Here is a 12799-nt window from a genome sequence, read left to right as displayed (position 1 = left end):
CCCGGACGCCGCCCGACGTGCCGAAGGCGTGAAACGTCGACCCCACCCCGGCACCGAAGTCCCCACCAGCGCCGATCAGCTCCATGGGCCGTCGGCGAGGAAGCTGGCGATCATGACCGAACAGTGCGGCATGCGCCGTAGCACGTTGAGCGCAGGGCTCCAGTTCTCGGCAGGACAGACACCGCCCGCCGACATCGGAACGCAGATGTTCGGAGATGACACGGCGGGCGGCATCGACGCCGAGGAGTGCGGCGGCCGGCACCGTGGCTCGGATCGGCTTCACGGCTGACTCTCCCCGGTGGTCGGGACGGCGGACCAGCCCTGAACGATCTGCTCAATCGCCGTGCGGCCTTCGTCGTTGAGCTGCAAGGTCAGGCCTCGGGCGTGGCGCACCTGGTCCATCAGCCGCTCGCCCAGCATCAGGTGCAGAGTCGCGGTCACCGCCTCCACCGACACGTCCGGCAGCGATCCGGCAAGCTCACGGATGGTCCAAGCCCGGCCGGGCTCAGCTAGCAAGACCTTGTAGATCTGCTGCCGGGGCACGCTGCGCACCGCCAGCACCTTGGCATGTAGTGGCTTCATGAGACGTCGCCGTCCTGCACTGCCTGAGCCCACCGAGCTTGAGAGCACGGAAACCGGGCGAACGTACAGGTGAACTCGTAACAGCCCTGGCACAGGCCGTCTTCGTCGGGCGTGTGCACCAGCAGGATCGAGCGCGCATCCATCTCGATGCCACCGTCCGGCTTGTCGGCGGTGATGATCATGACCATGGTCCTGTTCGGACGTCCAGGGCCAGGACCTCAGTGGTGCTCCACCCGGCGTCGATGAGCGCATCGAAGGCCCAGCTGTAGGTCGTGCACGGGAACGTCTCGTGGCAGTTGAGGCAGCGATCACCCTCTGGCCACGAGATCGGGCAATGTACCCGCGCCAGATGCTGTGCCTGAGGCAGGCAAGCGCTGGTCGGCTTGATCGCGTTCACTGCGGCGTTCACCGCTGAACCCTCCCGTCGTCACGCGATGCGCCCGGCCGGACGGAGGCGGTGTCACGTCCGGCCGGGGCCTTCTCCCGCAGCCGGTACACCACGGTGCGTGGCGGTGCCCGGTGGCGGGATCGACGGGAATGCCCGTCGATCAGTAGCGTGGCGGCTGCGGCTTGTAACCATGAAGCGGACAGGCGTCCGCCGCTGTCGGCCGACAACGGCAGACAGTCAGGTGCCGAGGGTGGGCCGGACCCGCTAGGGTCGTTCCATGCAGGTGGACGGGCGTCGGGCCAGCGAGTGGACGATTCACGGCGAACGGGTGGTCGACGACACCCGGCGTGCGGCGCTGAGCATCGCCGACGTCGAGCTGCCCAACGGAGTCCGCTTCGAGCAGTACGTACTCCGCGTGCCGACAGCAGCAATGGTGATCGTGGTCGATGACGCCGAGCGCGTGCTGATGATGTGGCGCCATCGCTTCATCCTCGACCGCTGGGTGTGGGAGCTACCCGGCGGATACATCGACCCTGACGAGGATCCGGCCCTGTGTGCGGCACGCGAGGTCGAGGAGGAGACCGGCTGGCGGCCACGGTCTCTTGAGCCGCTGGTGACCTTCCAGCCCATGGTAGGCACCATCGATCAGACAAACCTCGTCTACCTGGGCCGGGGCGCCGATCACGTCGGCACCGCACCTGACATCAACGAGGCCGAACGGGTCGAGTGGATCCCGCTCGACGACGTCGAACGGCGAATGCGCCTGGGCGAGATCGTCGGCGCGGGATCGGTTTCCGGCCTGCTTGCTGTCCTTCTACTGAGGGCGCAGGGCAAGCTCTAGACCGCAGTGAGCACAGGCCGGACCCGTTCGGCGAATGCGCGCACGGCGGGCAGGCCGACATGCTTGCCCAGCCGGTCCGACAGCTCACCGAGGTAGTCGCGAGCGCGCATAGAGTCCAGCCCTTCGGCCGCGTCGACCGCTTGCATTCCCACAGCGCTCGCCTGCTCGAGGTCGCCTGCCTGCGCGTGTGCGGTCGCCAGCAACGCCAGGTTGAATTGCTTCCCGCGCGCGTAATGCCGGCCGTCCATGTCGAGAGAGCGCTCGGCGAACCGCTGTGCGAGATCGCCCCTGCCGAGAGTGGCGAAGCAGTGGCCGAACTTGGCCGCCAGGTACGACTCATCGAAGTACCCGATCCACTGCGGTGCCCTGGTGCGATCGGCCTTGTCGAACGCGCGCTCGGCTCGATCCAGGGCCTTAGCGCAGGCGGCCTCATCGCCGCCGGATGCGTGGCCCTGCGCTTCCAGGACCGCGGACTCCGCCTCGATCGCCATGATCCCGGCTTCCGCCGCCACGCGCCCCGCCGCACGAGCGAGGTCGACGGCGTGCGAAGAGGCCCGCAGGTAGGCGGCCTGATGGCTCATCGCCGCCAGGATCTCCGCGCCCAGGGCACGGTCACCGGCACCGTATGCCAGCCGCAACGCTTGGATCATGTACCGCTGAGCGAGGCCGTTCATGCCGATGTCGTACGACGCCCACCCCGCCAACTGTGTCGCCTCGGCTGCGGCTGAGAACAAAGCCTGGCCGGTACTCGCGTTGTAACGGCCCCGCAGCATCGCGGCTACCTCGCCATCGAGGAAGCGCACGACGCTCTCTCGCACGTGACCGCCGCCGAACTGGTTGTCGAGCGTGCGGTAGGTCGCGGTGATCCGCTTGACCATCTCGATGTCCGGCTCGCCGATCAGCCGATCGCCGTCGCCGGAAGGATGTTCGTCCATGGGCGAGACAAGCCACCGCATCGCAGGCGACATAAACGCTGTAGCACTGAATCCCACCGCGCGGAGCATGTTTCGCCGCTGCACATCTTCCTGCCAAAGGTCTACGGCGACGGCAATACCCTGCCGCCAGTCCGGCGCAAACTCTAGCCCGTGCCCAGTCGCAGTGTTACCAGCGTCGAGGGTTACTTTATGTCCGCCATTGTCGGCTGACACCTCGCGCACCATGGCTGACAATTCACCATTGCCGCCGAGCACCGCATCCAGTAGTGCGGCGACCGAAACGCTTGGCTGCTTCTTGCCGACTTCCAGGTCCCACAGATATCCATGAGAGCAATGCACCTGCTGGCCAAGGCGACGCAACGAGAGTCCTCGCTGTTCACGGAGTGCCTTGAGCTGTAGAGAAAAAGCCGGATCGACCGAGACCAGCCGTCGTGGCATGACCACACTTCCTAAACGCCATCCAACAGAACGTGATGCGATGCTGATCGTTGCAGGACTATCGCAATTCCGACATGGTAGCGTACACATTGACATCCGTACACGTCCGTCGCCCGATTGGCCACGAACGACTTTAAGTTCGAATTTAAAGTCGACTCCGCCGGTCAGAAATGGGATTCAGTCACCGACATCATCGGCGCTCGCGTCCTCGACTCGCACGGTCACTGAGTCAATGCCGGGGTGGAAGACTCCCGGCACCATGGCATCCAGCCCATAGTCGAGTTTGATAGTGGGCAGCATGCGCCAGTCCGTCTTCGGCGGTGCCGGGGGAAGCTCATTGTCTGCAACGATGATCTGAAGACGATCTCCGGCCACATTGGTTATACTATAAAGGCGCTCATAAATTCGCTGACTGAGTCTGACATCAGATTCGTTACGTCCAATAGCATTCTGTGGCGAATCAATGATGAGTAGTGACGGCAGCAATATGTCTGGATGGTCAATCGCCGCTCGGAGAAGAGCTAGGTTATATGCGACACGTATCGCTGTTGTAACGCCACCTCCGGATGCCTGAACCTCCTCGAACCTCGCCCCACCGATGCGTGGAAGAAAGTCCTCCGGGTCGATGGACGCCATTTGTACGTTGACACCAGGAATGTTTAGTTGGCTAAGTTCATATCGGAACGCGTCTTCGAACTCGGCTAGGTATTGACGGGCTTCCATGATCGTGGCGCCGTGCTGCCTAATGGCCAAGCGAACTTGGCGAAGTTCGTGGGTCGTCTGACGATGTTTCGACTCGAACTCTGCGAAAATTCCCCACATCCGCTTGAACTCATCGAGCCGTTCCAGTTCGGCGAGAAGGGTGGCCTGACGCGCGCTGAAATCCTCAATTTGCGCGATTGCTGGTACAATGCGCTCACGGCTGATTCGGTCTATCTGCGCACGTGCTCGCAGTACGTGCAGCCGGGCGGCGAGAAGTTCCTCCTCGGCGGTGCGCGCTCCTATCGCGTCCTCTTCAAGAAGCGCCGCAGTTTCTGATATCTGCTCTTCGAGGCGCAGGCGCGCGTCGGCATGAGTGGCAGCGCTAACAGGCAGCAGCGGATCAGGCTGGCCGCAGACGCGACACAAGCCGTGGCTGTGGTGTTGTAGGTCCTGGAAACAGCGTGGGCAGGTCAAGTAATCGAAACGCCCGAGAGCCTCTTCAGCAGCATCGGATCGGTCCAAGCGCAATAGGTCAAGCTCCAGCTGTGCCAGTAGCGCACGGCGAGTCTGTACCGTTCCCGCACGAGTCGCTGCCTCGGTCTGAAGTCTCTGTTCGCGCTGCATCAGGAAATCGAGTTCGACGAAGAGCGGATCGCTCTCGTTGGGTGGAGTTGTCGCCGAACGGAGATTTTGCAGTGCCCGGCTTACGGTCGTGAGCGTCGCGTGGATGTCACGACGCTTGGCAGCCAGCTCTGCGGCTGGAGGGGTCTGACCAGCCTCCAGGAACAGTTTCACCGCGTCTACCTGTTCTTTGTAGCGCTTGACGGCGGAGTTCAGCTCTCCTTCCTGTCGACGCAGCCGATTCACCTCGGAGTCAGAGAACTTGAACATGAGCTTGAACAGCTCGAGTCGGGCCCTGTTGCTCCAATGCTGGCGGTGGCCGGCGATCTCGCGGTCGATGTCCACTGCTTCGATGTAGACGTATTCCCACAGGTTTTGGAAGGTCAGTGCGACAGTCTCTTCGGTAGCGCCTCGTCTGCGTGTCGGAACTCGCTCACGTGGAAAGCCGAGGAGTGTCAGAAGATAGTCGGACACACTCTCGACACCTGCTCCCGCCCTGACTGAAAGGCTGCGCTCAATCCCGAAGGTGAACGGATCGATGACATCGACCGTCCCAACTCGGTCGGGCACGCTGCGGCGCAACGCTAGCCGAACGTCCCCCACTTCAAGATCGACGATCACGTTCGTCACGTTCTCGCGCACCGCCGGCGTGAGCGCGGCCCGACCACCAAGAGCATGTTTCAACAGCATCAGCAGCGAGGATTTGCCCGTGCCCACAGAGCCAATGAGAGCGGTAAGCGGATTGTCGAACTCGTAGACTTTTTGGGCATCGGCTGTTTGAACGGTGATGCTCTTAACCCGCAATCTCGTGGCCACTATCCGAGCTCCCTCGGGAGTTGGTCGGTTTCACGCAACGCGGGACGAATTATTTCGTCAAGGCGCTCGGCTGAAAGGTTCATTGCCTGACTTAGGTAAGCAGCACGGTTGGCGACCAGTGACCAAGCGGAGGAGTTCCGCAGTTCTAGCGAAGCCGCATGGCCCTCGGCTGTTGTGAGCGGCTCGAATACTCTGCCTGAGACAAGGGTGACAAGGCGCCGTGAAACCAGGCCGCCAACGATCAGGTTGTAGCGGTCGGTCCAGAGTCCGTAACGGCGGTGGGCCAGTGCAGCCTCGTCGGCAAGCTGCTCAAGCCGCTGCGTCCTGCAGCCCGTGGGCCAGCCGACACCTTCGGCATCAACGCGGTCCAGGACATTTGGGAACCTGATCACGAAGTCGAGCCGAGCCAGCCGCGCCAGGCCCCGCAAGCCGCGAGCGTCTCTCGAAAAGGCGTCCACGATCAGCAATACCCGTGCCTGGTGGAACGCAGCCTCCTGCGCGATAGTGCGGGCTGCTGCCTGCTGACGGGCCAGAACAGCCGATCGCCGTCTCAGCGGATCGGTCACGGCGAGTCCTCGGCCACTGTGGCAGGAGGCAGGAAGTCGAAGTCGCACTGGTCGGACAACTCAAAGGCGACGCCGAGTGCATGCTGGTCGTTGATCCTGATTGGCGGTCTGCTCCGGAACGACGATGCCGCGACCCGCTCGCGAAGTTGCTGGAACAAGGCACCGCCGTATTCGTCCCCAGAGGACGCTGCCGCATCCTGAGCATCGATAACCTGCTCAAGAACCTCAGCTTCGATCTGCGCTACGGCCGCAGCGTCTCCTATGAGATCCGGAAGCGCCCTCTTGCGTACGTTGTACCAGGCTGTGCGAAGTCTCTCCGCGAGCTGGTGCTGCGTGACGCTTAGGCGACCCTGCGACATCTTCCGACGCAGGTCCGCCCCGCCGGGGGCGGGCAACATCTCCAAGTCATGGTGGAACAATGGGATCTCACCCCCGCGGACCAAGGCCGCGCGTACCGAGTCGGCATCGATCATCCGCTCACGCAACCGATGTTCGCGGCTTATGCCGATGGGCCAGGTGGCCGACACGCCGAGATTACGGACGAGATCCAGCTTGCGGCCGCCAAGCGAGCGAGACCGTTGTTCCACCATTGCACAGACACTCGCATGGGACGGCTGGGCGTCACGCGTATCCCAACCCCATCTTTGAAAGAGGGGCGTCACCACCTCAACGATGTTTGTCGCGGCGAGGTCGCCCATGTGTGGGGCGGTGACGAACGTCAGTACCCGGAGGAAATCGGCGACGTCCAGAACCAGGCCGTCGTCATCGCTCATTTGCTCCGGACGCTGCGGCGGCTCCCTGTCAGGCAGCGTCGGCAGTTCTTTCTGCCGCGCGGCGATGAGGAACTGTCGAGAAAGGATCTTGCTCCAAGTGAGCCACTGCTCGTCGTCACGGTTGGACGCGCTGATCATATCCTGCAGGAGGCTCGGCGAACGGACCCCCGTTCCCAAGCCAGCATTCGAAACGTGAGCGGCTCGGGGAATGCGCCCAGCCGCTCGAAGCGTCGACCAACGATCGAATAGGTGCGCCAAGCCGCCATCAATGCACAGCTCGCCGAGAGGCCACGGATTGCGGCCGCGATGTTTGACCGAGATGAGATCAATTGTCCTAATGTCCCGATGTACCACATGAAAGTCTTCATGGTCTTCGCAGACAATCGCGATCGGGCCATCGGCATCGAACAAGCGAAAGCACCAGCGCGCAATGACCTCGGCCTGATATCGAAACTGTGCTTGCGTTACTGCGCCCTCGTCGCCGGGCGGATCCGGCATCTCGACGAGAAAAGGAAGGGGATCTTGCTGGTCTCGCGCCATGGGGTCCCCTTAAGCACAACTACGCGGTGTCGTCAGTCGTTTGCGCTGAGATCATTGGTACCTCACGGATCGACTGCCGTAAAGAGGTCGGCGACAGCGTCGCCACGTACCTGCGATGAGCTGGTTCTCAGCTACGGTGGGGAATCCTGCAATCGCCTTAAAGGGCATCGTGGCGCAAATGCTGGAGGCCGCTACCCGTCCGGTCGAAGGCGGCCAGTGGGCCGCGACCAGCGGCATGAGCTTCGGCATCGACGGCGCGCGAGGCGCTCAGCCCGAGCGCCATTCTGACGGGTGCCTAGAATCGGGCATAAATCTCCCAGTTATGAGGCAATACCGCCCCGCCGGATTGGGGTCACAGGTAGCGGGTCGCCCGTGACCAGCAGAAACCGGTTCGCGTTCTGGTGACCACGGTGCACCGGCTGCGCGCCAGGTCCGGTCGGCTCACCTGAGCAGCGAACCCGCCTCGACATCGCCGGGCTTGGCCCCGGACCAGGGCATCCCCGCGTATCCTAGGCGACCCCCCATCGCGAACCAGGAGTCGTCACCCATGCCACCCCAGACGCCAGCCGAGATCATGCAGAGTGGGCGGGTGCCGGCGCCGGCAGGCCGCGAGATCGCCGTTCCGGACCAGGCCCCGCACGCTCAGATCATCGGCCTCGGCGCGTACCGTCCGCGCCGCGTCGTCACGAACCAGGAACTCTGCACCTTCGTCGACTCGACCGACGAATGGATCAGGACGCGGACCGGGATCACGGAGCGTCGCTGGGCCGAACCCGACGAGACCCTGGTGGCCATGTCCGTCCAGGCGGCTGCCGCGGCGCTGGCCGACGCCGGGATCGCCGCATCCGATGTCGGCTGCGTGGTGCTGGCCACGGTGACCCACCTGGAGCAGACCCCGTCGGCCGCCGCACTGATCGCACACCGGCTCGGAGCTGTCAACGCCGCGGCATTCGACATCTCGGCCGGGTGCGCCGGATTCTGTCACGCGGTGGCGCTCGGCCGGGACATGGTCCAGGGCGGCAGCGCCGGTCATGTCCTGGTCATCGGTGCGGAGCGGATCTCGGACTTCATCGACAGGCAGGACCGGACGACGGCCTTCATCTTCGGGGACGGAGCGGGCGCCGTGGTGATCGGCCCGGCACGACGACCGGGCATCGGCCCGGTCGTGTGGGGCGCGGACGGCAGCCAGTACGGGGTGATCGGCCAGACCCGCGACTGGAAGGCGTTCATGGACGACCCCACCGGTCCGCGGCCCTTCATCCAGATGTCCGGGCAGCAGGTGTTCCGCTGGGCCTCCTACGAGATGGTGTCCGTGGCGAACCGGGCGCTGCAGGCCGCGGGCATCACCGTGGACGAGCTCGACGCCTTCATCCCGCACCAGGCCAACATGCGGATCATCGACGCGATGATCAAAGCGCTCAAGCTCCCTGAGGGCGTGCCGGTGGCCCGCGACATCGCCGAGATGGGCAACACCTCCGCCGCCTCGGTGCCGCTGGCGATGGAGCGGATGCGGCGTGACGGTGAAGTCCCCCGCGGCGGGACGGCGTTGCTCGTGGGATTCGGCGCGGGGCTCTCCTACGCCGCACAGGTCGTGCGGCTGCCCTGGGGCTGATGCCGTGCTGTCGGCATCCGGCAGCCGCTCGGGGCCGGATCCCCGGCAGCGGTGTGATGTATACATTTCCATATGCGAAACAAATTGATCCGGTTCACCGTCACCGGACTCGTCGCCGGGCTGCTGTCCGCCACGGCCGCGGCCACCCCCGCCGCGGCCGACCCGGCACCCCGGACCACCAAGGGCCCCTGCCAGTACGCCGAAACCCCGGACGACCCGCCGGCCCGGCCGGTGGGGCTGCCCTTCGACCCGCGACACCAGCAGACCTGGAACACCCACGTCGTGCTCAACACCAGCCACGGCAAGATCACGATGACGCTGGACGCCGCCAAGGCGCCCTGCACCGTGCAGAGCTTCGAGCACCTGATCCTGCACCGGTTCTACAACAACACGAGCTGCCACCGGCTGACGGCGTACCCGACGCTGAAGGTGCTGCAGTGCGGCGACCCGTCCGGCACCGGCAGCGGCGGCCCCGGCTACCAGTACAAGGACGAACTGCCCACCGACCTGCCGCCCGTGCCCGACCGGCCCGGCCGCGTCTACTACCCGCGCGGCACCCTGGCCATGGCCAACGCCGGGCCGAACACCAACGGCAGCCAGTTCTTCCTGGTCTACGCCGACTCGATCCTGCGGCCCAACTACACCGTCTTCGGCACCATCGACGAAGCCGGAATGGCCGCCCTGGACGCGATCGCCGCCGGCGGCATCCAGCCGACTCCCGAAGACCCCGCGCCGGTGGACGGTGCGCCCGCGCTGCCCGCCGACATCCAGCGCGCCTGCGTACACCTGTTCCCGCTGCCGTTCTGCTGACCGGCTCTCGGCCTCCGCGGCGGCAGAGGCTCCTCGCCGGGCTCGAACCGAGTTCGGGCCCGGCGAGACCTACGGCGGGCAGCGCCGGTGAGTTCGCCACGGCCTGCACCGGCCGCACCACGATCCGCTGAACCCGACGTGTGCTACCGATCGAGTTGCAGCCGATGCCAGGCGTGCAGCGTCAGCGCCGTGAAGACGACCGGAAAGACTGCCGCGGACAGCAGCTCGGCCACCCCCACCGTTGCGGGCAGCAAGGCCCACAGCGCCGGTGCCGCCGGGGGAACCAGCCGCCGCCCGCACCGGCCACGACGATGATCTGGGTGACGGCCATCAGGGCGACGATGGTCGCCATCGCCGGAAGCAGCCCGCGGCCGAGCGTGGCGGCCCAGGCCGCGGGAACGGCGAGTGCCGCGGTCATCACGGCCAGGGCGAGCAGGCGACCCAGGCCCGCCCAGTCGGCCGGTTGCGGCGCCTGACGCGTGACGGCGAAGCCGACCAGCGCGACGGCCAGGGTCAGTGCCGTCGCGGTCGCCGCGGCCCACAGCACGAACACGATGAGTTTCGCCGAAGCGAGCGCGGGCCGGGTGACGGGCAGGCCGAACAGGCCGGTGATGGTGCCGTCGGTGAACTCGCGGCCGAACATCCAGCTCAAACCGACCCCGAAGGCCAGCAGCCCGGCCGCTGCGGTGACCTGCGTGGCCACGTTCAACACGGCCGGCCACCCACCTGCGGCAGCCAGCGGCCCGAGCTTGGCGGCGAGCTGCTCGTCGCCGCCGCCCGCGGCCGCGACGGTGGCCGCGGCAAGAGCGGCGACGCCGCCGATCAGCAGGAGCGCGGCGCTGGTCAGGACGCGGGAGGCGGCCGCTTTGCGGCCTTCGACGGCGACGGCGGTCGCCAGCATGGACAGGTTCACCGCGGGCTCCGATCGGCGGGCGTGTCGTCGGCGTGGACGAGCGCGAAGAAGGACCTCTCGATGTCGACGCCGCGCGGGTCCAGGGTCCCGATCACGCGGCCGGCGTTGATGACGGTGATGCGGTGCGCCACCCGGGCCACCTCGTCGAGATGGTGGCTGGACACCAGCACCCCGGCGCCGTCGGCGGCGCGTCGCACCAGCGCCTCGCGCAGCAGGATGACCCCGGCCGGGTCCAGCGCGTTGGTGGGCTCGTCGAGCACCACGACCCGAGGGCGGTGCTGCAGCGCGGCGGCCAGGCCGAGGCGCTGCCGGTTGCCCAGCGACATCCGGCGTGCCCGAACGGCGGCGTACCGGGTGAGATTCAGCTCGGTCAGGACATCGCCGACCATCCGCGCCGCTCGGTCGGCGCCCGCGCCGTGCAGGCGTGCGCTGAGCATCAGGTTCGTCCGGCCGTCCAGTTCGCCGTAGGCCAGGGGAGTCTCCACCAGGTGTCCGACGTTCGACCAGTCGGCGGTGTTCAGCGGCTGCCCGTCGATGCGTACGGCGCCTGCGGCCGGTCGCAGCATGCCGAGCAGGAGCCGCATGAGCGTGGTCTTGCCCGCACCGTTGAGGCCCACCAGGGCGTGGATCTCACCTGCGATCACGTCGAGATCGATGCCGCGAACGCCGGCGCCGCCGCGGAACAGCCGCGTCAGGCCGCGCACCTCGATACGGGGCGCCGTCATCGCCGTCCCGCCAGAGTGTCCAGCGCCGCCGACACCACGTCGGTCAAGGCGATGCCGTCGCGCTGGGACCAGTCCAGCAGCGCGGCGGTGATGCCGGCCAGCACCGCGGCGGCCGCGACCCGTGCCGAGCCGGGGTCGGCGCCGTCGGCCACGAGCTGGTCGACGAGGATCTGTTCGGTGGCGGCGTTGTTCGCTGAGATCGCCGCACGCAGTGACGGCGTGGCCGCGGCGACACGCACCCGCCGCCGGACGGTGGTGCTCTCCGGCTCCGGCAGCCGCTCCCAGGCGGCGCGCAAGCCCGCGACCGCTCTGGCAAGCGGCGGCATCGTGCGGGGCTGGGCCGCGACGGCGTCGGCGATGACCGGGTCATACGGGTCTTCGACCACCACGCGCTCCTTGGCGGCGAAGTGGCGGAAGAACGTCATCTCGGTCACCCCGGCAGCCGCGGCGATCTGGCCGACGGTCGTCCGCTCGTATCCCTGCTGCTCGAACAGATTCAGTGCGCACTCCAGCAGGAGCGCGCGGGTGCGGCCTCGGCGGCCCCCTGGTTCCCTGTCCACCACCACACCGTAAATGTTAGTGCCTAACATTTCAACGTGCGGCGCTGCCCTCGCCCTGGCCGCCGCTGTGAGCACGGATACGCCGCCGTCAAACGCGCGTGAAGAATGCGCCTGTCGCCGTACGGGAGCCATGGTCGGCACACTTGACCCGGAGGTCACTCCGGCAGCGGGCTGACCATGGTGCTGTTTCGGCCCACCGCAGGCCTGAACACTCGGCACCACCACCGCACAGCGAACGGAGCAGGCGAACCGATGACGAAAGTCCTCATCATCGACGACGAACCGCAGATCCTGCGTGCGATGCGCATCAACCTCAAAGCCCGTGGCTACGACGTCGAGCCGGCCGCCGACGGCGCCACGGCGCTGCGGGCCGCAAGCTCGTACCTGCCCGACGTGATCGTGCTCGACCTCGGCCTGCCCGACATGGACGGCGTCGAGGTCATCCGGGGCCTGCGCGGCTGGTCGGCGACACCGATCATCGTGCTGTCCGGGCGCACCGGCAGCGACGACAAGGTCGAGGCCCTCGACGCCGGAGCCGACGACTACGTCACCAAGCCCTTCGGCGTCGACGAGCTGCTCGCCCGCATCCGCGCCGTGACCCGCCGCCACGCCGCCGCCCCGGACTCCCGGCGGTTCGTCCGCGTCGGCAGGTTCGAACTCGACGTCGCCGACCACCAGATCCGCGGCGGCGACATACGCCTGACCCCGACGGAATGGCAGCTGCTGGCCGCGCTGCTCCGCAACCCCGGCAAGCTCGTCAGCCAGCGGCAGCTGCTGCACGACATCTGGGGCCCGCAGTACGCCACCGAAACCAACTACCTGCGCCAGTACATGGCCCAGCTGCGCCGCAAGCTCGAAGCCGACCCCGCCCACCCCCGCCAGCTGCTGACCGAACCGGGCATGGGCTACCGGTTCGTGCCCGCCGACGAACTGCCCGCGTGAGCCGCCGCCCGCGGGCCGGAGCCGGGTCGCGGCAG

General features: G+C 66.6%; 14 protein-coding genes. 5 read left to right on the top strand and 9 right to left on the bottom strand.

Going from position 1 to position 12799, the window contains the following annotated elements:
- Window positions 1-112: 112 nt before the first annotated feature.
- Window positions 113-289 carry a hypothetical protein gene (locus CS0771_RS32385; RefSeq protein ID WP_212844545.1) on the top strand — a complete coding sequence of 59 codons (177 nt, stop codon included), beginning with the start codon at window positions 113-115 and terminating at the stop codon, window positions 287-289.
- Here the strand turns inward: CS0771_RS32385 and CS0771_RS32380 are convergent.
- Both CS0771_RS32380 and CS0771_RS32375 read right to left on the bottom strand, forming a co-directional pair.
- The gene (locus CS0771_RS32380; RefSeq protein WP_212844544.1) at window positions 280-582 is read right to left on the bottom strand and encodes a hypothetical protein; all 303 of its coding nucleotides are present in this window, start codon (window positions 580-582) and stop codon (window positions 280-282) included. The genes CS0771_RS32385 and CS0771_RS32380 overlap by 10 nt on opposite strands.
- Entirely contained in the window at window positions 579-764 is a 186-nt protein-coding gene (locus CS0771_RS32375; RefSeq protein WP_244871160.1) for a hypothetical protein, read from the bottom strand. Before CS0771_RS32375 ends, CS0771_RS32380 begins: the two co-directional genes overlap by 4 nt.
- A gap of 483 nt (window positions 765-1247) precedes the next feature.
- Here CS0771_RS32375 and CS0771_RS32370 point away from each other — a divergent pair, with 483 nt between their 5' ends.
- Complete coding sequence (locus tag CS0771_RS32370; RefSeq protein WP_212844542.1) at window positions 1248-1811, top strand: NUDIX hydrolase; 564 nt, start codon at window positions 1248-1250, stop codon at window positions 1809-1811.
- Here the strand turns inward: CS0771_RS32370 and CS0771_RS32365 are convergent.
- The 4 genes from CS0771_RS32365 to CS0771_RS32350 form a co-directional block, all read right to left on the bottom strand.
- Window positions 1808-3184, bottom strand: coding sequence for a helix-turn-helix transcriptional regulator (locus CS0771_RS32365; RefSeq protein ID WP_212844541.1), 1377 nt, complete (start codon window positions 3182-3184; stop codon window positions 1808-1810). The two genes, CS0771_RS32370 and CS0771_RS32365, sit on opposite strands and share 4 nt — an antisense overlap.
- Window positions 3185-3361: 177 nt before the next feature.
- Window positions 3362-5323, bottom strand: a complete 1962-nt coding sequence (locus tag CS0771_RS32360; protein ID WP_212844540.1) for an ATP-binding protein — start codon at window positions 5321-5323, stop codon at window positions 3362-3364.
- Window positions 5323-5889 (bottom strand): hypothetical protein, encoded by a 567-nt coding sequence (locus CS0771_RS32355; protein ID WP_212844539.1) that lies wholly within the window; start codon window positions 5887-5889, stop codon window positions 5323-5325. Before CS0771_RS32355 ends, CS0771_RS32360 begins: the two co-directional genes overlap by 1 nt.
- The gene (locus CS0771_RS32350) at window positions 5886-7202 is read right to left on the bottom strand and encodes a hypothetical protein (protein ID WP_212844538.1); all 1317 of its coding nucleotides are present in this window, start codon (window positions 7200-7202) and stop codon (window positions 5886-5888) included. Before CS0771_RS32350 ends, CS0771_RS32355 begins: the two co-directional genes overlap by 4 nt.
- 478 nt (window positions 7203-7680) lie before the next feature.
- On the opposite strand from CS0771_RS32350, the gene CS0771_RS32345 reads away from it, so the two are divergent.
- Together CS0771_RS32345 and CS0771_RS32340 are read left to right on the top strand one after the other, a co-directional pair.
- The gene (locus CS0771_RS32345; protein WP_244871159.1) at window positions 7681-8814 is read left to right on the top strand and encodes a beta-ketoacyl-ACP synthase III; all 1134 of its coding nucleotides are present in this window, start codon (window positions 7681-7683) and stop codon (window positions 8812-8814) included.
- Between the two features lie 72 nt (window positions 8815-8886).
- Entirely contained in the window at window positions 8887-9624 is a 738-nt protein-coding gene (locus CS0771_RS32340) for a peptidylprolyl isomerase (protein WP_212844537.1), read from the top strand.
- Window positions 9625-9805: 181 nt separating this feature from the next.
- Here CS0771_RS32340 and CS0771_RS32335 read toward each other — a convergent pair whose 3' ends face one another.
- From CS0771_RS32335 to CS0771_RS32325, 3 genes are read right to left on the bottom strand one after another with little or no spacing between them, the layout of a single operon-like run.
- Window positions 9806-10537: an ABC transporter permease gene (locus CS0771_RS32335; RefSeq protein ID WP_212844536.1), complete on the bottom strand. Its 732-nt coding sequence runs from the start codon at window positions 10535-10537 to the stop codon at window positions 9806-9808.
- Window positions 10534-11262 carry an ABC transporter ATP-binding protein gene (locus tag CS0771_RS32330; protein ID WP_212844535.1) on the bottom strand — a complete coding sequence of 243 codons (729 nt, stop codon included), beginning with the start codon at window positions 11260-11262 and terminating at the stop codon, window positions 10534-10536. The genes CS0771_RS32335 and CS0771_RS32330 overlap by 4 nt, the downstream gene beginning before the upstream one ends.
- Window positions 11259-11822: a TetR/AcrR family transcriptional regulator gene (locus CS0771_RS32325; protein ID WP_244871158.1), complete on the bottom strand. Its 564-nt coding sequence runs from the start codon at window positions 11820-11822 to the stop codon at window positions 11259-11261. Before CS0771_RS32325 ends, CS0771_RS32330 begins: the two co-directional genes overlap by 4 nt.
- A gap of 252 nt (window positions 11823-12074) precedes the next feature.
- On the opposite strand from CS0771_RS32325, the gene CS0771_RS32320 reads away from it, so the two are divergent.
- Window positions 12075-12764, top strand: a complete 690-nt coding sequence (locus CS0771_RS32320; protein ID WP_212844533.1) for a response regulator — start codon at window positions 12075-12077, stop codon at window positions 12762-12764.
- Window positions 12765-12799: the final 35 nt, after the last annotated feature.

Origin of the sequence: Catellatospora sp. IY07-71 (assembly GCF_018326265.1) — a bacterium.
Taxonomy (GTDB): Bacteria; Actinomycetota; Actinomycetes; order Mycobacteriales; family Micromonosporaceae; genus Catellatospora.
The sequence above is the reverse complement of the archived record's forward strand: the minus strand, read 5'-3'. Positions and strand labels throughout refer to the sequence as shown.